Source organism: Adlercreutzia sp. ZJ473 (genome assembly GCF_013185065.1).
In the GTDB taxonomy this organism is placed as follows: domain Bacteria; phylum Actinomycetota; class Coriobacteriia; order Coriobacteriales; family Eggerthellaceae; genus CAAEEV01.
In genome coordinates this window covers 40,845-61,403 of the sequence record NZ_JAAVTO010000009.1, presented here as the reverse complement: position 1 = coordinate 61,403, position 20,559 = coordinate 40,845, and the positions used below count along the sequence as shown (strand labels likewise).

Genomic DNA, 20,559 nt, shown 5'->3' with positions numbered 1-20,559 from the left:
CGCTCCACCTGCTCGCGGCGCATCGACCTTCTTTCCTGCGGCGTCATCGTCACTTCCTTCCATCAGGTTGCAACGATTGTGGCATCTATCGGCTAGAAGCTGAAGACGCAGGAATTTAGACGCTTACGAATAACCGTGTAGAATTCCTTGAGGGAGCAGAGCGCGTCGGAGTTTTGCCGCGAAAGCGAGGGGGTTCAATCATGCACGAGCTAGAGGTGACATCACCGCAATTTGAGAACGAGGGATGGATGCCGGACAGCCTGGCCGGCTATGCTGAGGATAATTCGCCGGAGCTTAACATAGGCGGTATTCCTGAGGGAACCATGACCCTGGCTCTCGTGATGGACGATCTGGACCATCCGCTCGTGAAGGGATTCAACCACTGGGTTGCATGGAACCTGCCGCCGAGCAGCAGGATTCCGGGATCAATACCTCGAGGCGCGACCATGGAAAACCCGATACGCATTGAGCAGGGGATAGGCTATGGAAAGCACGGGTACAGGGGGCCTAAGCCGCCGTTCAACTGGAACCACAGGTACAGGTTCACGGTGTATGCGCTGGATGCGCAGATCGACATAAGCGCTGACAGCAGAAAAGAAGAGCTGATGGAAGCGATTGAGAACCATGTTCTGGCGAGCGGCACGCTGACAGGGAAGTACCAGAGACGCCACGCGTAGCAAGCGTGCTCGCGGAGGAGAGCGTGCGCTTGCCCGCTGACTCCGCGCGCGCGTGAGGCCCTGGGGGAGGCGGGCGGCGAGGACGCCGTCAACATGATCGAGCTCGCGTCGGGCAGGTCCCGCTACTCTTCGGCGTCCTCCACTTCGATGAGCTCGGCTTCCACGACCTCCTCCCACTCCTTCTCGGGGGCGTAGGGGGGCACCTCGCCAGCCTCCTTCGCCGCGCGCGCCTCGGCGAACTTCTCCTTCATCGTGGGGTTCTTGCGCGTAAGACGCTTCACAGTGATGCCGGAGAGCTTGTCGTTGGCCAAGCGCAGGTTGTTGTCCGAGCTCGTGAGCTCGTCGCGGATCTTCTCGAGCTTCTTGATGGTGGCGTCGATGTCCTTGACGGCGGCTTGGAACTTGTTGCGCGCGAGCGTGCAGTTGCGGTCGAACTTGCCCTTGAAGTCCTCGAGCTGGTCCTCGAAGTAGGTGACGTCGACGTTCTGCTGGCGCACCTCGGCGAGCTCGCGGCGGTAGTCGAGCGAGCGCATCGCGGCGTTGCGGATGAGCGTGATGAGCGGGATGAAGAACTGCGGGCGGATCACGTACATCTTCTCGAAGCCCGACGAGTACGACACGTCGACGATGCCGGTGTTGTACAGGTCGCTGTCGCGCTCGAGCAGCGACACGAGCACGGCGTACTCGCAGCCCTTGGCGGTGCGGTCGCGGTGGAGCTTGGCGAAGTGGTCCTCGTTGCGCTTCTTGTGCGTGGAGTCGTCGGCCTCGTTCTTCATCTCGAACATGATGGAGACGATCTCGTTGCCGTCCTCGTCGCATTCGCGGTAGATGTAGTCGCCCTTCGAGCCGCCCTTCGCATCGTTGTCCTTCTGGAAGTAGGCGGTCCTGAAGGCGGTGGCGCGCAGCTTGTTGAACTCGTTCTCGCAGAACTGCTCGAGGCTCTCGCCGATCATCTTCACCGACAGCTCGGCGCGCATGTGCTTGATGTTGTCGATCTCGCGGTCGCGCGCGTCGATCTGCTCCTGCATGAGCGCCTCGCGCGTGGCGAGCTCGGTCTGGTGCTGCGCCGCGATGCGCTCCTGGTCGAGCTTGCTGAGGTCGAGCTGCGACCTGAGCTCGGCGATGGCGCGCTCGGCGGCGCGGGACTGCTCGTCCCAGGCGCGCTCGGCGTCGCGCGCCTGCTCGTCGCGCTTCCGCTCGGCTGCGCGCGCCTCCTCGGCCGCGCGGGCGCGCTCCTTCTGCAGGGCGAGCTCGCGCTCGGCCTCGGCGCGCTCGGCTTGGGAGCTGAGCTCGGCCTTGAGCGCGTCGATCTCGTGCTCGGCTTGCTGCAGGGCGAGCTTCGTCGCGGCCTCGGCGCGCTCGGCCTGCGTGGCGAGCTGGGCCTTGAGCGCGTCCCGCTCGCGCTCGGCCTCCTGCAGCGCGTGGGCCTGCGCGTCGGCGGCCTCGCGCGCGGCGAGCTCGACCTGGGCACGCGCGGCCTCGCGTTGGGAGTCGAGCTGCGAGGAGAGCTTGGCGATCTCGGCGTCCTTCGCGGTGACGGCCTCGGCGAGCTTTGCTTGGGCGCGCACGGCGGCTTCGGAGAGCGCTGCCTCGGCGCGTGTGGCCGCCTCGGCGAGCTTCGCCTCGGCGCGGGCGGCGGCAGCCTCCTCGCGCGCCTTCGCGGCGGCTTCGACCTGCTTTCTCTGCGCGGCGATCTCGCGGGCGAACTCCTCGCTGCGCACCTGGCGCAGAAGCTCGGCGTAGCCGCTCTCGTCGACGACGAAGGTCTTTCCGCAGTGGGGGCACTTGATCTCGCTCATGGGTCACGTCCTGTCGCTCTGGCTGTCTCGATCTGCCTATTATAGTGCGAAGCGGCGCGGTGATGCGCGAACGTGCGTGCCGTCGCGCGCCTTTTGCTTTACCATAAGGGGTTGTGACGAAAAGCGGGGGCTTGCGCGGGTTGGCGCAGCTCGGTAAGACCAGCGGGTTTGGCGGAGCGGGGCCAGCGGGGCTGTGCAGATTGGCGCAGCTCGGTGGGCCCGGCGGGCTTGCGCGCCCGGTGAGCCTGGCGCGCCCAGCGCGCCAGGCGGGGCCCCGGCGAGACGAGGGAGGGCGAAGGAGGTGCCCATGACGGCGAAGCAGTGGATCTACCTGGCGCTCGAGCGCCCCGAGGAGGCGAGCGCCGCGGGGCGCGCCCTGAGCTTCGCCCTGGTGGCGCTCATCGTGGCGAACGCGCTTCTGGTGGGCACGACGGGCCAGGTCCTCTCTCCGCTTGCGACGGGCGCCGTGAGCGTCGTCAGCCTCTGCTCGACCGGCGTGTTCGCGGTCGAGTACCTCTGCCGCGTGTGGGTGGCCGACAAGGTGCACCCCGAGTGCGCGCCGGCGCGGGCGCGGCTGCGCTACGTCTTCTCGGTCATGGGGATCGTCGACGTGCTGGCGTTTCTGCCGGCGCTCTTCGTGTGGCTCGCCCCCGAGTCGGTGGTGCTGACGGACGCGGTGCGCGTGATCCGCCTCGTGCGCCTCATCAAGGTCACGCGCTACATGCGCGGGCTGAAGTCGCTCTCGCGCGTGCTGGTCAAGCACCGGCAGGAGATCGTGGCGTCGCTCATGGTCCTGGCGCTTCTGTGCATCGCGGCGAGCGTGCTCATGTACGAGGTCGAGCACACGGTGCAGCCTGACAAGTTCGACAGCGTGCTCACCGGGCTGTACTGGGCGATGACGACGGTGACCTCGACGGGCTACGGCGACCTGGTTCCCATCACGCCCGTGGGGAGGCTCATCGGGTTCGCCACCATGACGCTCTCCATCGCGGTGGTGGCGATACCCGCGGGCATCTTCTCGGCGGGCTTCGTGGCGGAGTTCCGCCAGGAGGACCGGCGCAAGGCGGACGCAGAGGACGCGCGTGCGGAAGCGGAGCGCGCAGCGGAAGCGAAAGGGCGCGCAGGTGAGGCCGGGAACGCAGGTGCGGCTGAGGCCGGGCATGCGGGCGAAGCCGCGGCCGGGAACGCGGGCGCGGCTGCGGAAGCGGAAGGCGAGCGCGCGGGCGCCGCGCCCGCAGCGCAGCCAGCTGGGGAAGGAGAGCGCGCGGACGCTGCGGCGCCGGCGCGTGCGGAGGGGGAGGAGCTCCCATGATGGGCAAGGCAGTGCGTTGGACGGTGTTCGTGGTGTGCGCGGTGGCGCTCGGCGCTGCGGCGGGCGCGTTCGCGTGGGCGTTCTTCTTCCTGATGAACCGCGGCATCGAGCTTATGTGGGGGACGCTGCCCGGGGCGCTGGGCTCCCCGGTGTGGTACCCGGTCGTGATGTGCGCGGCGGGCGGGCTGGCCATCGGGCTGTTCGCGAAGCGGTTCGGCGACTACCCCGAGGGGCTCAACGAGGTGCTCGGCAAGGTCAAGCGCGACAGCCGCTACGAGTACGACCACATGGGCGCGTCGTTCTTCGGCGCGCTGCTGCCGCTTCTGTTCGGCGGGAGCATCGGCCCCGAGGCAGGGCTCACGGGCGTGATCGCGGGGCTGTGCACGTGGGTGGGCGACCGCCTGCGCTTCCTGGGCGCGGAGTTCCGCGAGCTGTCGTCGGTGGGCGTCTCGGCGGTGGTGAGCGCCATCTTCTCCGCGCCGCTGTTCGGCCTGGCGGTGCCGCTGGTGGGCAGCGCCGACGGGGCGTCCGACGCGCGCGGCGAGATGCAGCTGCGCGTGCCGCGCGCGACGAAGACGGCGGTGTACCTGTGCGCGGTGGCCGGCGCCCTCGGCATGATGATGCTGCTAGGCGACCTGTTCGGCACGGGCGGCGGCCTGCCTCGCTTCTCGGGGATCGAGGTGGGCGCCTACGAGCTGGCATGGGGCGTGCCGCTGGCGCTCGCGGGCGCGGCGGCGGGCGCGCTCTACCTCGCGAGCGGCGTGGTCGTGGGCACCGTCGCGCGGGCTATGGGCGACCGCCCGGTGGTGAAGGCGCTGGTCGCGGGCATCGCCCTGGGATGTGCGGGCATGTTTCTGCCCTTCGCGATGTTCGCGGGCGAGGAGCAGGCCATCGAGCTCGAGCAGGTGTGGACGTCGCTCGGCGCGGGCGTGCTCATCGTCACGTGCCTCGTGAAGGTGGTGGCGACGCAGGTGTGCCTGGGCTTCGGCTGGCGCGGCGGGCACTTCTTCCCGATCATCTTCGCCGGCATCAGCCTCGGCTACGGCTTCGCGGCGCTCACCGGCGCCGACGCGGTGTTCTGCCTGTGCGCGTGCACGGCGGGCCTCCTCGGCTGCGTCATGCGCCAGCCGATCATGGTGGCGCTGCTGCTCTTCCTCTGCTTCCCGGTGAAGGGCGTGCTCGTGATGCTGGCGGCCGCGGCCATCGGCGCCGCCGTGCCCGTGCCGCGCTCGTGGCTGGGGGAGCAGGGCGCGAAGGGCGCCAAAGGCAAGCAGGACGCGGACGCGCAGGCGGGAGGCGCTGAGGGCGAGCGCGTAGCGGAAGGTGTCGAAGGCGAGCGCGCAGCGGACGCGCAGGCGGAGGCGCGCGGCTGATCGGGGCGCGCCCGGCTCGGCGGCGTCCTCGTGCGCGCGAGGCCGCGGTCCTTCTAATAGAGGCTAATAGAGGCTGGGGCGGCGGTGCTCGAACACGGGCACGGCCTCGCGCGCCGCGCGCACGCGCGTGAGGTCGATGTCGGCCGTGAGGAGCAGGGGCGCCTTGCCGGGCGCCTCGGCGACGGTGGCGCCGAAGGGGTCGACCACGCGGCTGCACCCGATGCAGCGCTCGTCGGCGCGCGAGAGGCCCGCCACGTACATCTCGTTCTCGACGGCGCGCGCGGTGAGGAGCGCCGCCCACTGGTCGGCCTTGCGCGGGCCGTCCACCCATGCGGCGGGGAGCACGAACAGCTCGCATCCGACGCAGGCGGCGGCGCGCATCACCTCGGGGAAGCGCAGGTCATAGCAGATGGCGAGCCCGAGCTTGCAGAACGGCGTGTCGATGGGCTCGAACAGCCTCCCGCCCGCCGCCATGCGCTCCGACTCGCGGCAGTCGCCGGCGTCGAACAGGTGCGCCTTGCGGTAGAACCCGCGCCGCGCGCCCGCGCTGTCGACCACCACCGCCGTGTTGTAGGGGAGGTGCGTGCCGGCCGCCTCGGGTGCGTTGCCGTTGGCCGCCTTTGGCGTGTTGCCGTCGGCGCGCTCGTTCATCGTGTAGATCATCCAGAGGCCGTGCGCGGCGGCGATGCGGCTCATCTTGCGGGCGAAGGCGCCGTCGAGCGGCTCGGCCGAGGCGAGGAAGTCCTCGCGCGTCTTCTCGAACGGCGTCATGAGGCACTCGGGGAAGGCGAGCAGGTCGACGCCGGCTGCCTGCGCGTCGCGGGCGCAGCGCTCCACGAGCGCGACCACGTCGCCGTCGGCGGGGTGCGTGCACTGGGCGAGCCCGAGTCGAAACGTCATGGGGAGCCTCCTCTTCGCGGTGCGCGTCGGCTTGCGCGCTCGGGCGCGCGGTGGTCTGCGCGCGGCGCGCGGTCTTGAGCCCATGGTAGCGCATGCGGCGCGAGCGCAGCGCCGTCCTTCGGGGAGCGATGCGCGCCGGCGGTGTTCTTGCAACTCTCCTTCTTCTCGGAATCGCGGGCCCGCCTGGTGCGGGCGCGCCGCGTTGCCGGCGAATAGGGATGCAATGCTGATGACTAGCCTTCGATGTTTTCCACGATGTCCATGAGCTCCTGCTGGGAATGGATGCCCATCTTCTGGTAGATGTGGTAGGTGTGGGTCTTGACTGTGCGATCAGCCACATAGAGACGCTCGGCTATGTGCTTAGCGTTCCGGCCTTTGGCCAGATAGAATAATATCTCTCCCTCACGTGGAGTGAGGCCGTATGCTTTGATTGCCTGAGTGCATTTGCGTTTATAGGGCCGTTCTACCTCAGCAGGCTCGAGGATTGGTGTTGGCTCGACGACTTCTGCTGCCTGCGACGATGTGATGTTGTCTTCGGCGACGGACTCGATGGGGTACTTGTTGGGTTTGATGATGGTCATGGTCACGTAGGCGCACATCAGCAGGATGATGGATCCGGCGATGACGGGCATGGCGCCCCTTCCTGCGTTTGTGGCGAGGAATCCTCCTGTAAGCCAGCCTGCTGCCTGCCCAAGCACCATGAACAAGCGACCCTTGGAAAAGCAGAAGCTCGGTGACACTGACAGCAGGTAACCTCTGATGGAGAGCGATGCGGAGTTGATGTAGTCGAACAGATACATGAGGACAAAAAAACGGCAGCGCGATGATGGTGTTCCAGGGACTGTCCAAAAAACCAGCTAGCACCAGGCCTATTACCATGAGGGGTAGGAATATAAGCTGGCTACGGCCGATGGACAGTGCGTGTGGAACCTTCTTGTCCAGCACGTAGAACGTCAAGGCGACGCAGATGAAGGCAATGCCCATAGCGGCTGAGGGTATGACATCTTTGCTCGCGCGTGCGACAAGGAGTCCCGCGAACACGCCGATGGCCACACCGTCGATGAACAAGACATAGGATCCGTTAGTGCTGAAGCTGCCGTTTTCAGCAAACCATTGCTCGTCATGTTCTTCGGATCTCTCCTGGGCTTCTGCATTATGTGGGAGCAATATGCAGGAGGCTGCACACAGAACGATAAAAGCAATGATGCTTGCTTCGTCGGGGATGGCTAGCACGATGGTCGTGAGAATGCCTGCTGCGGCGAATGACCACAGGTTGACGCGGCGAATGAGCTCCTCGCCCAGCGTATTCAGCGTGTCGATCCATGTGCAGGTAAAATAGGCGCACGCTGTGCCAAATAGAGCCCAGAGCACTAGCATGAAGGGCCAGGCCAGAAGTAATCCTGCCATGTTTTCGATGAGTACTGCACAGGGCAGTGCAACCTCGCAAGCTAGAAAAGTCCAGTGCATCGTATGGGAGCGAATGAGTTTGTCTCGCCGTATGTCGGCACGTGATAAGGCAAGATAGAACGCCGCCATAAAAAGGAACATGGTGCCATGCGTCGCTCCGTGCAGAGACGGGCTCGTGGTGCTAGCGGTCTCAAGCAGCGGGCTGTAGGCGGAGGCTAGCACGACGGCGGTGGCAAGTGCAAATCCCCCGATACTCAGCATTTCTCGCTCAGTGAACGCTGAACCTTGTGACTGGCTTCTTCTTATGGTGATTTCTGCCATGTCGGCCCCCCTCATGCCCTCGCAAAACCATCGCTTTAGCGCCATTATTCTATCGCGAATGGTGTGAGGTCGAGAGTAAGTTTTTCTTGCCAATACGTCGAATTGGTCAATCTAATACTCCAGGTATCAAGACATTGCATGTCCTTCTGGCGGAATATGCCCCACGAGGCTCCGGCGCACTTACGCCGTTGCCTTGACTGCGCTTCACAATCGGAACGAGCAAGGGGGAGACGATCGTGAAAGGGCTGTTTCGAGGAATCGTTGAATACTTCGCGATCGAGCATGCACTGTTCTTGGTTCCCATTTTCGGATTTGCTCTATATGACAGTGTGTTTCAGTCGTTCTCCTCCATTCTGGGTGCGTTGAGCGACTCCTATCCGGATGTCTCAGTTACCACAATCCAGATGATCCTGGCTATCCCGCCTATGGCGAGCATACCTGGCACGCTTGCGTCGGGTCTGCTGTCCTCGTACGTACGTAAAAAGGTCATTGCCGAGATATCGTTGGCTGTCATATTTGCAGGCGGCATGATCCCGGTGATATTTCCGAACCCTACCATCCACGCCATGCTCGTGTGCAGCGCGTGCGTGGGCTTGGGACAGGGGTTCTTGCACCTAATGGCCAACACATTCATCTGCCGGACATGGGAGGGCGAGGAGCGCGGTCGCGCCTTGGGGTTCAAGCAGGCGTTTAACTTTGTCGGAGATGCGCTCATCGCTCTAGTGGTGGGTTATCTTGCGCTTGCGAACTGGAAGAACGCGTTTCTCGTGTACTTAGGCGTCATTCCTGTATTGGCGTTTGCGCATATGCTGTTTCCGCGTGGTGGTCTCGATGAAAAGCTAGTAAGCCGTCACGGGGGAGCTAAAGGCCTCAAAGAGCTATTGAACCCGCGTATGCTGTATCTCGTCGTGCTGTTCATGTTCGCCATGATGTTCCTTTACGGGTTCAATACGAACATCGCTCTGCTGATAAAGAGTCGTGGGCTGGGTACGACGGCCGATGTTTCCAAAGTCGCTTTCATTGTCAGCGTCGTCTCGTGCTGCTTGGGCGTTCTCTACGGCAAGGTGCTGGGCATGATGGGTCGCTATACGCTTACGGCTGGCTTCGGGTTCCTCGCGGCGGGCATGATTCTCGCTTCGTTTGGGACCAGTCTGCTTATCGTCATTTGCGGTGGAGTGCTGTTCGGCGTGGGGTCGGGCATTCAGCAGGTGAGCACGATCTATAACGTATCGAAGGCGGTCGACAAGTCGGCGGTCACCATGGCGATATCGATAGTTTTGTCGTTCGTCTCGTTAGGTGCGGCGCTTTCGCCTGTGGTTATAAACGGCGCTCAGGAGCTCATCTTCGGATCAGTTGCTCCTCACCAGGCGTTGTTGGTGGCGGGATTTGGGTATGTGGCGTTGACCCTCGTGGAAGGTCTCACGACGAAGATGCGGGCACGGGTGCGACAAGGTTGCATCAAATCGGGAAAGCAAGCATGACGGGGCTAATACTCTGCGTTACACATGCTGTGCCAGACTCTGCAAAACACCAGGTAAAGAGCATATTTTCGATTAATACTCATCAGCAGATGCCGAGAGGTAGCCAAGACATAAAAATGGGCTTTGTCGGTGTCAATCGGTTGTAAAGGCTCCAACGCCTCTGTTTTCAAGACGAGGTCTTTCAGCCGTGACATGAATGAGGTGAAGCGCCCGTGAGGGCGGGTTCGCAAGGCCAGAACAAAGAAGGAGGAGGTTTGCATGGCAGAGCAGGAGTTGCTCGACAAGTACGCGCCGACGCTCGACTCGATGGAAACGAAGGAGGCCTACTTGATGGATGGCGATCTGTACATTCGCCATGAGTTTCGTGATCCGGCGGAGCTCCAGACGCGCATGACGTACCACAAGGTGGGCGAGGATAACGTTGTCTCCAATGACAACCTCATCATGCTGGGTGTCTGGGCTCGCGCCCAGAAGCAAGGCGAGCGCGTCAAGTAACGCAAGGTAGAGAGATTAGGTTCTTGGAAGGAGTTTGCATGAGAGATTGCTTTAATCCTGAGGTCTACAAGAAGGATTGGCAGTATCAAGAGGGGGATCTGACGGTCACGCGCTCCACGCAGTGGTCTGCTCCCGGCTGCCACCAGGGCTGCAGCATCCTGTTCTACACGGACAAGGACGGTAAGCTGGTTAAAGTTGAGGGTGATCCGAACTCGCCGGTCACCGACGGCCGCCTGTGCATGCGCTGCTTGGCCATGGTCGAGGCCGTGTATCACCCCGACCGCATCACCCATCCCATGAAGCGAGCCCGTGAGGACCGCGGCCTTGACAAGTGGGAGCGCATCACCATGGACGAGGCGTATGAGCTGTGCGCCGAGATGGTGAAGGACACCACTGAGAAGTATGGCGCGAAGTCCATCTGCACCGGTGCCGGCACAGGCCGTAATGCCACCTGGCAGTCGAACGTACTAGGCCAGGGCGCGTTCGGCACTCCCAACGACAACTGCGGAATGCTCGCTGGCAACTGCTGCTATACTCCGCGCATGCAGGGCATGAACGCCGTTCTGGGCGACACTTTCATCGCCGACTGCGGCCAGCTTAACGAGGCGCGTTTCGACCATCCCGAGTACCGTCGTCCCGACATGTTCCTCATCTGGGGAAACAACCCGCTTCGCGCCAACGCTGACGGCTTCTACGGCCATTGGATCATCGACTGCATGCGTCGCGGTTCCAAGCTGATGGTAGTCGATCCTCAAGTGACTTGGCTGGCTGCGCATGCCGAGCACTACATTCAGGTGCGCCCTGGCACCGATGCTGCGCTCGCCTTGGCCATCGGGCACGTGATGGTAGAGGAAGAGCTCTACGACAAGGAGTTCGTGGACTGCTGGTGCTACGGCTTCGATGAGTACAAGCAGCGCGTGGCTGACTGGACGCCTGAGCGCGCCGCCGAGATCTGCTGGTGCGCTCCTGAGGACATCTACAAGGCGGCCCGTCTTATTGGCACCGTGGGCGTCACCGCGCTGCAGTGGGGCGTGGCCTTCGATCAGAACAAGGAAGCTAACGGTACCGCTCATGCCGTGGTGTGCCTTCAGGCCATGACCGGCAACATCGACAACCCCGGCGGCTTCGTGGGCATCAACTTCGGCTACGTGCAATCCGACATCCGCGAGAACGTCGCCAAGGGTCTGCCGAATGTGCGCGAGGGCCGTCTGGGAGATGACGGCAACTGGGGCCTCATGAACGCCAAGGGCAAAGGCGGCCATGCCATCCCCGAGGCCATTCTCGACGCTTGCGAGACGGGCAAGCCCTATCCGGTCAAGATGCTGTTCATGTGCTCCACTACCGCATTCACCAACATGGCCGGCCAGGCTCGTCGCATCTACAACGCCTTCAAGGAGATGGATCATGTTGTGGTATGCGACCTGTTCATGACCCCTACGGCTATGGCCATCGGCGACCTGTTCATCCCCATGGCCATGGGCTGCGAGCGTAATGGCGTGCGCGGCTGGTACACCCCGCTGCGCGCTATCACCAAGGTCACCCAGACGGGCGATGCCGTGGGCGATGAGCAGATGATGCTTGAGTTGGGCAAGAAGATGAACCCCGACCTGTTCTACTGGGACGATGTGCCCGAGATGCTCGAGTTCTGCACGAACAACATGGCCACCGTGCCCGTGCAGATCACCTTCAGCGAGCTGCGTGAGAAGGTCATCGTGTATCCCGAGTTCACTTACTACAAGTACAAGACCGGTAAGCTGCGTTTCGACGGCACCCCGGGTTTCAACACGCTGTCCGGGCGCGTCGAGTTCTTCTGCAACATGTACAACAACGTCGGCATGGATCCGCTGCCCTACTTCAAGGAGCCGCCGGAGAGCCCCGTATCCACTCCGGAGCTGTTCGCCGAGTATCCGCTGGTAATGACTACCGGCCGCCGCTGCTGGCAGTACTTCCACTCTGAGCATCGCCAGCTGCGCACTATGCGCGAGTTCCATAAGTGGCCGATGTTCGCCATCAATCCGAAGGACGCTGCGGCTGCGGGCATCAAGGAAGGGGATTGGGCAGTCATTGAGAACTCCCATGGCAAAGCCATCGAGGTCGCGCATGTGACTGACACCATGCTGGAAGGCGTTATCAGCGCCGAGCATGGCTGGTGGTTCCCCGAGCGTGCGAAGGAGGAGCCGTCGCTGTTCGGTCTGTGGGATTCCAACATCAACTGTTGCACTGTCCAGGGCGACTTCGGTCCGAGCGGCTACGGCTCGTCATACAAGACGCAGCTTGCCAAGGTGTATCCGGCTCCCGAGGGTTACGGTGCCGAGTTCGAGCGCATCTACGAGGAGTACTTTGATCGCATCTACGCCGGCAAAGACAACCAGTAGGCTCGGGTGAATTATAAGGAAAGGAGTTCAGACGCATGACACAACAAGGTCTTCTGATTGATTACGAGTTCTGCACTGGATGCCATGCTTGCGAGGTGGCGTGCAAGGTGGAAAAAGGTCTCGGCGAAGGAGAGTTCGGCATCAAGCTCACCGAGATCGGGCCATGGAAGATGGGCGAGGGCAAGTGGGAGTGGGACTTCGTACCCATGCCTACCCAGCGCTGCGACCTGTGTGCTGATCGCGTGGCTGCAGGCAAGGTTCCCACGTGCGTGCATCACTGCCAGTCGTTGGTGATGGAGTATGGTCCCGTAGAGGAGCTTGCGAAGAAGGCTACCAAGCCGCGCATGGTTCTTTTCACGGTCGAATAAGGTGCACTGCCCGGCGCCTTGCACTCAAGGCGCCGGGTTTGATAAGCGAGAGGAAAAGGGGAGTTCAATGAGTGAGAAGATGGAAGCTGCGGGTGATAAGCTTGCAGGCGCAATCCAGAACAACGTCTCGCAGGCGTTAGGTCTGATCTACGGCCTCGGCATGTTGACCTGGACCGCGTTTAACCAGATGAACAGCAACTATTGGTCGTACTTCCTGACGGAGATATGCGGCCTTGAGCCTGCCATCATGGGCACGGTCAAGGCTGTCACTGGCGTGGGCGAGTGGTTCTTCGTCATTATCGCTGCCATTATCATCGAGCGTTTCTGGATGAAGCACGGCCAGTATCGTAGCTGGCTTCTGGTGGCACCCCCCATCACCTTCGTCTGCCTGATGATGACGTTCGTGGATCCGGTGTTTCTTGATGCGGGCGCTAAGACAGCGTGGATGATCTTCTTCCAGATCGTGGGCGGCTTCTTCTCGAGCTTCTTCATGATCGCCGCGACGTCCATAGTTCCGGTCATTAGCCGTACCGAGGCTGACCGCACGCTACTCTCGCAGCGCAAAGCCCAGGGCAATATGCTAGTGAAGGTGCTGTTCGCTGCCGTCTCCCTGCCCTTCATCCTGACCATCAACGGATTGGTGTATGCGGTTCCTGCAGGTGAAAACGCTCAGAATGCCGGTCCTGCGGGCTTCACCATTCTGGCGCTTATCTTCGGCATCATCATGATCATCATGTTCATCGTGATGTTCAAGCGCATTGACGGCATGGATCCCACTCAGAAGCTGTGCGAGGAGCGCGCCGCCGCCAAGAAGCGCGGTGAGAAGGTGCCGCCGATCGACCCGGGTGAGAAAGTCAGCCTGTCCGAGATGCTGAAGTACTGGCTGACGAATCTACCGGCGCTGGTGGGTCTGTTCGCCGAGATCATTCGATTCATCGCGCAAATGACCATTCAAAGCATGGCGATGTATGTATTCACCTATGCGTTTGGCGATGTGGCCATGGCTGCCGTCATGCTGACCGCCTGCAACATCACCGGCTTGGTAGCAACGTTCGTGTCCGAGCCCATAGCACGCAAGCTCGGCATCCGCAGCACCTATCTGATAGGCATAGCTATCGGCTGCGTTTCCATGATGGCATGCTATTTCGTCGGCGCGTCCAGCGAGATGGCGTTCATCGCGTGCATTTGCGGTGCGTATTTCGGCATGAACTTCATGAACGGCACCATGATGGGCATGCAGTCCAATGCCGTTGCCTACGGCGAGTGGCGTGATGGCAAGACTGCCAAGGCATTCATCATGTCCACGTTCCAGTGGTGCCCGAAGATCGGCAACGCCGTAGCCGGTCTGCTGACGGGCTTCGGCCTGGCTGCCATCGGCTTTGTGTCCGGCATGGATCCCTCACCAGAGCTGACCCAAGGCATGATCAACATCATCTGCCTCATTCCTATGGTTTGCTTTGCGATTTCCTTCGTCGGGTTCTTCTTCGGATATCGTCTTGACTCGAATAAGATGGAGCAGATCGCCGCTGATCTGGCTGAGCGCGAGGCGGCAAAGAAGGCAGCCGAGTAGCCTTGCTCCGCATAACGGGCTGTCCCTCCACTTTGGCGGCTGACACGTCGGCCGCCAATGCAGCCCTGCGTGCGAACGGGGCATTGAGGGAAAGGGTTGCTGCTTGGGCGAAGAATCGCCGAACAGCAACGAACAACAACGAACAACAACGAAGAAAGGAAGAACGAACTATGTGCTTCAGACCAGCTGCGATTAGCGTGGAGAAGACCTGCCCCGAGTGTGGTGCGCAGAACGACTTCATCAACGAGACGTGCGAGAAGTGCGGTGCCAAGCTTCCGAGCGCCCCGCCCATCGTCGGCGTGCCGGGCGGTACTGGGGTTCCGGGTGCTCCGGGTACTCCAAGCGCTCCGAAGGTGCCGGGTGCCCCTGCGCCGGCACCGGCTCCAGCCCCCGGCGCTCCGAAGCCGCCTGCGGGCAACTAGCAATCGAGAAAGGCTGTTTGCAACAGACCGGCATCGTGTCGGTCTGTTGGTCATGAAGACGCGCCGTTGCGGGCGCGGCACGTCGACGCGAGGACGGACAGATGGACTTTACAGAACTGACGAGAACTGACAGCTTCGAGACCGGCGCCATAGAGATCTCCTTGGCGGTCGCTGCGGGCTCCGTGCACGCGTGTTTGGCAGAGTTCTATGAGGTGGTGGCGCCACATCACGGATTGGCGCTCGATGCTCCATGGAATGAGGTGGACATAGCGGCTGAAGCGCGCATGGGGCAGGAGAACTATCGCGAGCTGCGTCGCGACTTCGTGGTGAACCAGATTGTGAGCGCCGCCGTGCGAAAGCTAGACGTCACGCCGGCGCTCACGCCGCAGATAAGCGTGCTAGACTACCCCCGCGCTGACGATGCCTTTGCGTTCAAGCTCTCCGTGGTGGAGCGTCCCATGCTGATGCTCACTTCGTACGAGCCGGTGGAGGTCGACCCTTATGAGGAGCACGTTACTGATGACATGGTTGCTTCTCGCATCGCGGGGCTTTTGGAGACGCATGCCGCATATGAGGAGGCTCCGGCGCATCCCGTGCGATTGGGGGACTGCATTGCCGTGGACATCATGACGATATGCGAGGGTAGGCCCGTCGCACATATGACGGGTTCTAAGATGTACTTTGAACTGGAGCCGGGTTTCATGCCCGACGAGTTCATGGATGGTGTTGTGGGAATGGACGTAGGCGAGACGAAGGTCATTGACTACCGCGTGCCGCGAGCGCGTGGAATATCGGATGACGACATGGATGAGTTCTCGGCAACGGTGACGGTGCTCTCGCAGCAGACAAAGACGGTGCCAGAGCTGACCGACGCCTGGGTGAATGCCAATGTGGAGAAGGCGGCGAGCGTGGACGAGCTCTATGCTGGCGTGCGGGCAGGCATGGAGGCTGAGATGACCATTTTGAACCGGGACACGTTAGCGCGTCTGGCTAACATTGAGTTGGAAAAGCGCCTGGTGGGCAAGATTCCCGACGAGTTTTATAAGGCCTCAGGCGCAGGCCAGAGAGCCAAGCTCGAGCGTGAGCTGGCCGAGAGGGGGCAGACGATCGACGACTACCTTGAGGCCGAGCATATGAACGAGGAGGAGCTGAGCGTCCAGATGCTTATCAAGTCGGGTGAGAACTTGCGCCAGGGTTTTGCCCTGGAGGCGCTGTTCGACGGTCGCGACATGAGGTTGACCGAGGAGGACTTGCGTTTTTCATGCGAGCAAGCGTTTGGTGCGGGCTCGTACGACCCTGAAGCTCTTCGTCGGACGGGGCGCTTTGCGCTGGTGGAGTCATCGGCCAAGCGCATGCGCGCCCTCAATTGGCTGGCCGATACGGCGACGGTGAGAGGGTAGCCCCCATGTGCTATCCCTGCAGGAATTGCGGTAGCTGCACCAACGACACGTCATCACGCGACTTGCGTTGCCCGCATTGCGATGCAGTGGTGCCGTTGCGCGCGCGGGTCTGCCCAGGCTGCGGCTGGTGTGTGCCGCTACCGCCTGGACAATCATCGAGCGCGGTTAGCGCAAACGGTGTGGCTGCTGTGGGCGAAGCGGTCGATGCAGGCGGTAGTGCGGCGGTACGTTGAGAGCGGTGATGAGAGGGGGCGAGCATTTACCGCCCCTTCTGTTGTTTTAGATGAAAGGATATTCGAAGGTGGAACGCTGCTATGTGTGTAACCATTGCGGCAGATGCAAGGATCCCGACCTCGGCATCTCTTTTCTCGTTCTTGCGTGTCGCGACTGTGGGCATGTGGTGGAGCCGGGTGAGAGTCCGAAGACGTGCGCCGCATGCGGCGGTGAGCATATCGAGTCGCGTGGCAAGCCGGACGCGTAAGGACTGCGCGTGAAAGATCGCCGAAGGACCCGCAGAGACGTGCGCCCCTATGCCTCCGAACTAATACCTGTGGTCTTACGGGCGGATCTCGCAAGTGGTATTTTACATTGCCTGAACAGGCAATACGCCTAATTCCTACCAGTGAGCAGATGATGTGGGCGCGCCGGACGTGAAAAATGGGCTTTGTTGGGTAAGCCAACGAGAAACGAAGGAGAGAGGAGCAAGCAGGATGAGTGAATTGACGCGAGTTTCCGAAACCCCGCGCGTCACCGAGCTTGAGGACGGTACGTTGGTGTACCGCACGGCTCAATGGTCGCCTCCGGGATGCCACGGCGTCGGTTGCGGTCTGAAGGCGTTCGTCAAGGACGGCAAGCTGATCAAAGTTGAGGGCGACCCTGACCAGCCCATCACAAATGGCCGCCTTTGCATTCGCTGCCTCACGATGCCCGAGTACATTTACCACGAGGATCGTCTGCTGTACCCCATGAAGCGCGAGCGCCAGTTCCGCGGTCAGCCCGACAAATGGGAGCGCTGCACATGGGACGAGGCATACGATATTATCGTCGAGAAGTACCACGAGCTGACTGAGAAGTACGGCCCCGATACGGTTTCTGTGTGGACAGGCACTGGTCGTGAGGCGAGCGCGTATCAATTCCAGACGTGCAACCAGGTGTTCCACAGCCGCACCGCCATCCATGCAAACGGTGGTTGGTCGTGCGTTATCCCGCGTCAGACCGCGATGGACTGGTTGCTCGGCTGCGCTTACGTTGAGTACGACGGCGCATTCGGCTTCAAAGACCGCTTTGACGATCCTCGCTACGAGTTGCCAAAGTATATGTTGATATGGGGTCGTGATACCCTGTGGTCGAATCCCGACGGCTTGTTTGGGCACAGCACGGTCGACATGATGAAGCGCGGCATGAAGATCATCGTTGTCGACCCGCGTGCCAACTGGCTTGCGCGCCATGCTGAGATCCATTTCCAGATTCGTCCCGGCACTGACGCAGCGCTCGCCATGGCGTTGAATACTGTCATCATCGAGGAAGATCTCTATGATCACGAGTTTGTCGAGAAGTGGACGTATGGATTTGACCAGTATGCTGAGCGTTGTCGCACCATGACACCTGAGATGGCTGCTGAGATCTGCGAAGTTCCGGTTGAGGATATCTACAAGGCTGCCCGCCTGCTTGCGCAGAAGCCCTGCACGGCGTCAGTGGGCCTGAAAACCGATCAGAATCCCAACACGCTGCAGATTTGCCATGCGATTTGGGGCATATTCGCCATCTGCGGCAATTTGGATAACCCTGGTGGCATTAAGCTCGGCCAGACGATGCTTAACGGCGGTTCCACAGGTCGCAAGGGTGTTGGCATGCAGGTGAACGAGGAGGATACCAACCCCATTCCGATTGCCGGCCATGACCAGTATCCCGCGATGGACTTCATCATTAATACTACACAGCCTGATTGCACGTTGGATACGCTGCGCACCAACATCCCCTATCCGATTGAGTTTCTGTTCATCCAAAGCTCGAACTTCATCTCCTCCTGCATTACGCAGCAGCCGATGCAGTGGATGGAGGCGTGCCGCCACAAGGAGTTTATTTGTGCCACCGACATCTTTATGAACCCCACCATCCAGGCGCTTGCTGACGTGGTGTTGCCGGTTTCCACGTCGCTTGAGCATGAGGGCATCGTCACCTTCCACGGCTGCAATCAGCCTGGCCAGTTCCATGCGCTCACGCAGGTGCTTGAGCCTTTGGGCGAGTGCAAGAGCGATCTGCAGATCATGCTCGATCTCGACCACCGCATCAATCCGGATCGCACCGAGGATGCTGAGAAGTGGGCTGACGAGCGCGGTTACCTGGACAATAAGATCCAGAACATTCCCTATACGGCAGATCCTGAAACGGGCGAGCCGATGACCTACGAGAAGCTCCGCGAGTGGGTGTACGGCCGCTACGAGATTCCCTACTACCAGTACGAGAAGGGTCTGCTGCGTGCTGATGGCAAGTCGGGCTTTAAGTCTCCTACTGGTCGCGTGGAGCTGTGGAGTACTGTGAAGCAGCATCTCGGTGAGGATCCCCTGCCCTACTACGAGGAGCCTCGCTTCTCGAAGCGCTCGCGTCCCGAGTGGATAGAGGAATACCCGCTCGACTTCGTAACTGGAGCGCGTCGTCCCACCTCGTTCCACACTGAGCATCGCATGATCAAGTCCCTGCGTGAGATTCGCAAGGCTGCGACGGTGGAGATCAATCCAGTGACCGCCGAGAAATACGGCATCAGCCAGGGCGATTGGGTGACCATCGAGAATCCATGGGGTAAGTGCAAGATGATGGCTGACGTAACTCCCATCGTGAAGGAGGGCGTCATCGGCTGCGACCACGGCTGGTGGTATCCCGAGGACAAGGACACCGAACTGTTCAGCGTACGCAAGTCCTCAATCAACTCGCTCATGCCGTGGAAGGAGATTGGCAAGTTGGGATTGGGATCCCACTATGGCGCGCTGCCGTGCAAGATCTATCGCTCTGAGAACTAAACATGGAAAAGAAAGGGGGTAATACGATGGCCACCTATGGATTGATGATTGATAACGAGTACTGCACGGGCTGCCATACCTGTGAGATTGCGTGTCGCAACGAGCTTGGTTTGCCTCAGGGCCAGTGGGGTATTAAGCTTTTGGAAATGGGTCCGTGGCGTAAGATGGACGGCAAGTGGGAAGGCAAGTATGTTCCTGTGCCGACGACTTACTGCACTATGTGTGAGAGCCGCGTGGAGGCAGGAGGCGTGCCGTCGTGCGTGCTGCATTGCCTAGCGAATGCTATCGAGTACGGCACGCTCGAGGAGCTGGCTCATAAGATGGCAGAAAGAGGAGAGCAGTGTTCGATCTTCCTGCCCTAATCGCCTGATAGACGTTGTGTGGAAGACGCGATAAGTTTTGGTGAGATGATTATTGCGACCCCGGGTTTCGCTTCAGCGGAAGGCCGGGGTCGCGTGCTTGGGGGCGAAGAGTCATGAGTGGCGAGAAGATGTGGAATAGTCGATTTGTACAGCTGTTTCTTGTTGAGGCAATGTTGCAGATGGGAGCCTTTCTTACGCGTCCGCTTGTTTCTGGTTACGCGGTATCGCTCGGTGCTTCCGTGCCTGTGGCGGGCTTCCTTGCAGGTCTTCTTGCTACGTCTGCGTTGGTCATTCGTCCGATAAGCGGGGTTGTATCAGATTATGCAAGCAAGAAGGTTCTGCTGGTGGCATCCAGCGCGCTGTTTTGCATGGGTGCGTTTGGATGCGCGTTGTTTCGGTCGGTACCAGCCTTGGGCATATGTTTGGCGTTGCAGGGCTTTGCGTTCGCGTTCAAGTCGACGATCGTTGTCTCGTTGGTGCCGCTAATCGTGCCGCATGCTCGTGTGGGCGCTGCGGTGGGCTGGATGGGACTTGCTTACACTGCTGCCGTAGCGGTGGGGCCTGCAGTGGGCTCCGAAGTGAAGGCAACCTGGGGGTACGCGGTTTCGTTTGCGGCTTCAGGAGCCCTTTTGGCAGGTGCGCTGGTGTTGGCGCTGCAGTTTCGGGTTCCAGGAGGAGAAGGCGATGGCATACGTGGGAGTATGCCCGGGTGCGCGCGGCAACGCTTCTCGCTTCGCACGTACTTCTACCTGCCCGCTGCTCCTTTAGCGCTGGTTGCGGGTATGTTGATGGTGGCGCAGGGAACCACGTCGTCTTTCATTCTGCTTGCCAGTGAGTTGCGTGGCGTCCAAGCAGCCTCGCTGTACTTTGCGTGCTACGCGATGGCAACGTTGGGAGCGCGTCCTCTGGCGGGACGTGCGAGCGATGCTTGGGGGGTGCGGTGCGTGACTCTGCCTATGATAGCAGTGGCGGCGTTGGGGATGCTGTTGCTGGCCGCGTTTGACTCAGTTGCCGGTGTGGTGATCGGCGGCATCTGCATGGGGATAGGGCAAGGCTCTGCCTATGCTTCCATCCAAGCGGAGTCAGTGCGCAATGTGCCTGAAGCCATGCTCGGGCGCTCGGCGAACACGTTCTTTATCGGACCTGATTTGGGGATGGGCTTAGGCCCCATAGCTGGTGGAGCGGTTCTGCAGACATGGGGGCCTTCAGCCATGTTTTTCTTCAACGCTGCAATGGCGCTGGCGGCTCTCGCTCTTTTTGAGGCGATCTATCATAAGTAG

17 protein-coding genes are annotated in these 20,559 nt (G+C 61.2%); 13 read left to right on the top strand and 4 right to left on the bottom strand.

What is annotated here, in order from left to right; genetic code table 11:
* The first annotated feature begins 200 nt into the window (after window positions 1-200).
* Entirely contained in the window at window positions 201-677 is a 477-nt protein-coding gene (locus HRL41_RS03180) for a YbhB/YbcL family Raf kinase inhibitor-like protein (RefSeq protein ID WP_172135505.1), read from the top strand.
* Window positions 678-799: 122 nt separating this feature from the next.
* Here the strand turns inward: HRL41_RS03180 and HRL41_RS03175 are convergent, their stop codons facing one another.
* A complete protein-coding gene (locus tag HRL41_RS03175; protein ID WP_172135504.1) occupies window positions 800-2,476 on the bottom strand; it encodes a DUF2130 domain-containing protein in 1,677 nt (558 codons plus the stop codon).
* A 307-nt stretch (window positions 2,477-2,783) separates the two neighbouring features.
* Between HRL41_RS03175 and HRL41_RS03170 the strand changes: the two genes are divergently transcribed.
* Both HRL41_RS03170 and HRL41_RS03165 read left to right on the top strand, forming a co-directional pair.
* On the top strand, window positions 2,784-3,788 hold the full coding sequence (locus HRL41_RS03170; RefSeq protein WP_172135503.1) for an ion transporter: 1,005 nt from the start codon (window positions 2,784-2,786) through the stop codon (window positions 3,786-3,788).
* On the top strand, window positions 3,785-5,161 hold the full coding sequence (locus HRL41_RS03165; RefSeq protein WP_172135502.1) for a chloride channel protein: 1,377 nt from the start codon (window positions 3,785-3,787) through the stop codon (window positions 5,159-5,161). The genes HRL41_RS03170 and HRL41_RS03165 overlap by 4 nt, the downstream gene beginning before the upstream one ends.
* Before the next feature lie 63 nt (window positions 5,162-5,224).
* Here the strand turns inward: HRL41_RS03165 and HRL41_RS03160 are convergent, their stop codons facing one another.
* From HRL41_RS03160 to HRL41_RS12080, 3 genes are all read right to left on the bottom strand, one after another.
* Complete coding sequence (locus HRL41_RS03160; RefSeq protein WP_172135501.1) at window positions 5,225-6,061, bottom strand: nitrilase-related carbon-nitrogen hydrolase; 837 nt, start codon at window positions 6,059-6,061, stop codon at window positions 5,225-5,227.
* Window positions 6,062-6,294: 233 nt separating this feature from the next.
* Entirely contained in the window at window positions 6,295-6,642 is a 348-nt protein-coding gene (locus HRL41_RS12085) for a helix-turn-helix transcriptional regulator (protein WP_253904672.1), read from the bottom strand.
* A complete protein-coding gene (locus HRL41_RS12080; protein ID WP_253904671.1) occupies window positions 6,530-7,789 on the bottom strand; it encodes a hypothetical protein in 1,260 nt (419 codons plus the stop codon). The genes HRL41_RS12085 and HRL41_RS12080 overlap by 113 nt, the downstream gene beginning before the upstream one ends.
* A 236-nt stretch (window positions 7,790-8,025) precedes the next feature.
* Here HRL41_RS12080 and HRL41_RS03150 point away from each other — a divergent pair, with 236 nt between their 5' ends.
* From HRL41_RS03150 to HRL41_RS03105, 10 genes are all read left to right on the top strand, one after another.
* Window positions 8,026-9,270, top strand: coding sequence for an MFS transporter (locus tag HRL41_RS03150; RefSeq protein ID WP_172135499.1), 1,245 nt, complete (start codon window positions 8,026-8,028; stop codon window positions 9,268-9,270).
* A gap of 258 nt (window positions 9,271-9,528) precedes the next feature.
* Window positions 9,529-9,765, top strand: a complete 237-nt coding sequence (locus HRL41_RS03145; protein WP_172135498.1) for a hypothetical protein — start codon at window positions 9,529-9,531, stop codon at window positions 9,763-9,765.
* A 38-nt stretch (window positions 9,766-9,803) separates the two neighbouring features.
* Window positions 9,804-12,140 (top strand): molybdopterin-dependent oxidoreductase, encoded by a 2,337-nt coding sequence (locus HRL41_RS03140; RefSeq protein WP_172135497.1) that lies wholly within the window; start codon window positions 9,804-9,806, stop codon window positions 12,138-12,140.
* Window positions 12,141-12,175: 35 nt separating this feature from the next.
* Window positions 12,176-12,508 carry a 4Fe-4S dicluster domain-containing protein gene (locus HRL41_RS03135; RefSeq protein WP_172135496.1) on the top strand — a complete coding sequence of 111 codons (333 nt, stop codon included), beginning with the start codon at window positions 12,176-12,178 and terminating at the stop codon, window positions 12,506-12,508.
* A 67-nt stretch (window positions 12,509-12,575) separates the two neighbouring features.
* Entirely contained in the window at window positions 12,576-14,078 is a 1,503-nt protein-coding gene (locus HRL41_RS03130; protein WP_172135495.1) for an MFS transporter, read from the top strand.
* A gap of 170 nt (window positions 14,079-14,248) precedes the next feature.
* Window positions 14,249-14,500: a hypothetical protein gene (locus HRL41_RS03125; protein ID WP_172135468.1), complete on the top strand. Its 252-nt coding sequence runs from the start codon at window positions 14,249-14,251 to the stop codon at window positions 14,498-14,500.
* A 101-nt stretch (window positions 14,501-14,601) separates the two neighbouring features.
* Window positions 14,602-15,900, top strand: a complete 1,299-nt coding sequence (locus tag HRL41_RS03120) for a trigger factor (protein WP_172135494.1) — start codon at window positions 14,602-14,604, stop codon at window positions 15,898-15,900.
* Window positions 15,901-16,610: 710 nt separating this feature from the next.
* Window positions 16,611-18,917, top strand: a complete 2,307-nt coding sequence (locus HRL41_RS03115; RefSeq protein WP_172135493.1) for a molybdopterin-dependent oxidoreductase — start codon at window positions 16,611-16,613, stop codon at window positions 18,915-18,917.
* Window positions 18,918-18,919: 2 nt separating this feature from the next.
* On the top strand, window positions 18,920-19,279 hold the full coding sequence (locus HRL41_RS03110; protein WP_253904670.1) for an oxidoreductase: 360 nt from the start codon (window positions 18,920-18,922) through the stop codon (window positions 19,277-19,279).
* 113 nt (window positions 19,280-19,392) lie between these two features.
* Window positions 19,393-20,559: an MFS transporter gene (locus HRL41_RS03105; protein ID WP_172135492.1), complete on the top strand. Its 1,167-nt coding sequence runs from the start codon at window positions 19,393-19,395 to the stop codon at window positions 20,557-20,559.

Excerpts from the sequence above, each read along its gene's own strand:
- HRL41_RS03180 (WP_172135505.1), top strand. The coding sequence starts at position 201 with ATGCACGAGCTAGAGGTGACATCACCGCAATTTGAGAACGAGGGATGG.
- HRL41_RS03175 (WP_172135504.1), bottom strand. The coding sequence starts at position 2,476 with ATGAGCGAGATCAAGTGCCCCCACTGCGGAAAGACCTTCGTCGTCGAC.
- HRL41_RS03170 (WP_172135503.1), top strand. The coding sequence starts at position 2,784 with ATGACGGCGAAGCAGTGGATCTACCTGGCGCTCGAGCGCCCCGAGGAG.
- HRL41_RS03165 (WP_172135502.1), top strand. The coding sequence starts at position 3,785 with ATGATGGGCAAGGCAGTGCGTTGGACGGTGTTCGTGGTGTGCGCGGTG.
- HRL41_RS03160 (WP_172135501.1), bottom strand. The coding sequence starts at position 6,061 with ATGACGTTTCGACTCGGGCTCGCCCAGTGCACGCACCCCGCCGACGGC.
- HRL41_RS12085 (WP_253904672.1), bottom strand. The coding sequence starts at position 6,642 with ATGACCATCATCAAACCCAACAAGTACCCCATCGAGTCCGTCGCCGAA.
- HRL41_RS12080 (WP_253904671.1), bottom strand. The coding sequence starts at position 7,789 with ATGGCAGAAATCACCATAAGAAGAAGCCAGTCACAAGGTTCAGCGTTC.
- HRL41_RS03145 (WP_172135498.1), top strand. The coding sequence starts at position 9,529 with ATGGCAGAGCAGGAGTTGCTCGACAAGTACGCGCCGACGCTCGACTCG.
- HRL41_RS03140 (WP_172135497.1), top strand. The coding sequence starts at position 9,804 with ATGAGAGATTGCTTTAATCCTGAGGTCTACAAGAAGGATTGGCAGTAT.
- HRL41_RS03135 (WP_172135496.1), top strand. The coding sequence starts at position 12,176 with ATGACACAACAAGGTCTTCTGATTGATTACGAGTTCTGCACTGGATGC.
- HRL41_RS03130 (WP_172135495.1), top strand. The coding sequence starts at position 12,576 with ATGAGTGAGAAGATGGAAGCTGCGGGTGATAAGCTTGCAGGCGCAATC.
- HRL41_RS03125 (WP_172135468.1), top strand. The coding sequence starts at position 14,249 with ATGTGCTTCAGACCAGCTGCGATTAGCGTGGAGAAGACCTGCCCCGAG.
- HRL41_RS03120 (WP_172135494.1), top strand. The coding sequence starts at position 14,602 with ATGGACTTTACAGAACTGACGAGAACTGACAGCTTCGAGACCGGCGCC.
- HRL41_RS03115 (WP_172135493.1), top strand. The coding sequence starts at position 16,611 with ATGAGTGAATTGACGCGAGTTTCCGAAACCCCGCGCGTCACCGAGCTT.
- HRL41_RS03110 (WP_253904670.1), top strand. The coding sequence starts at position 18,920 with ATGGAAAAGAAAGGGGGTAATACGATGGCCACCTATGGATTGATGATT.
- HRL41_RS03105 (WP_172135492.1), top strand. The coding sequence starts at position 19,393 with ATGAGTGGCGAGAAGATGTGGAATAGTCGATTTGTACAGCTGTTTCTT.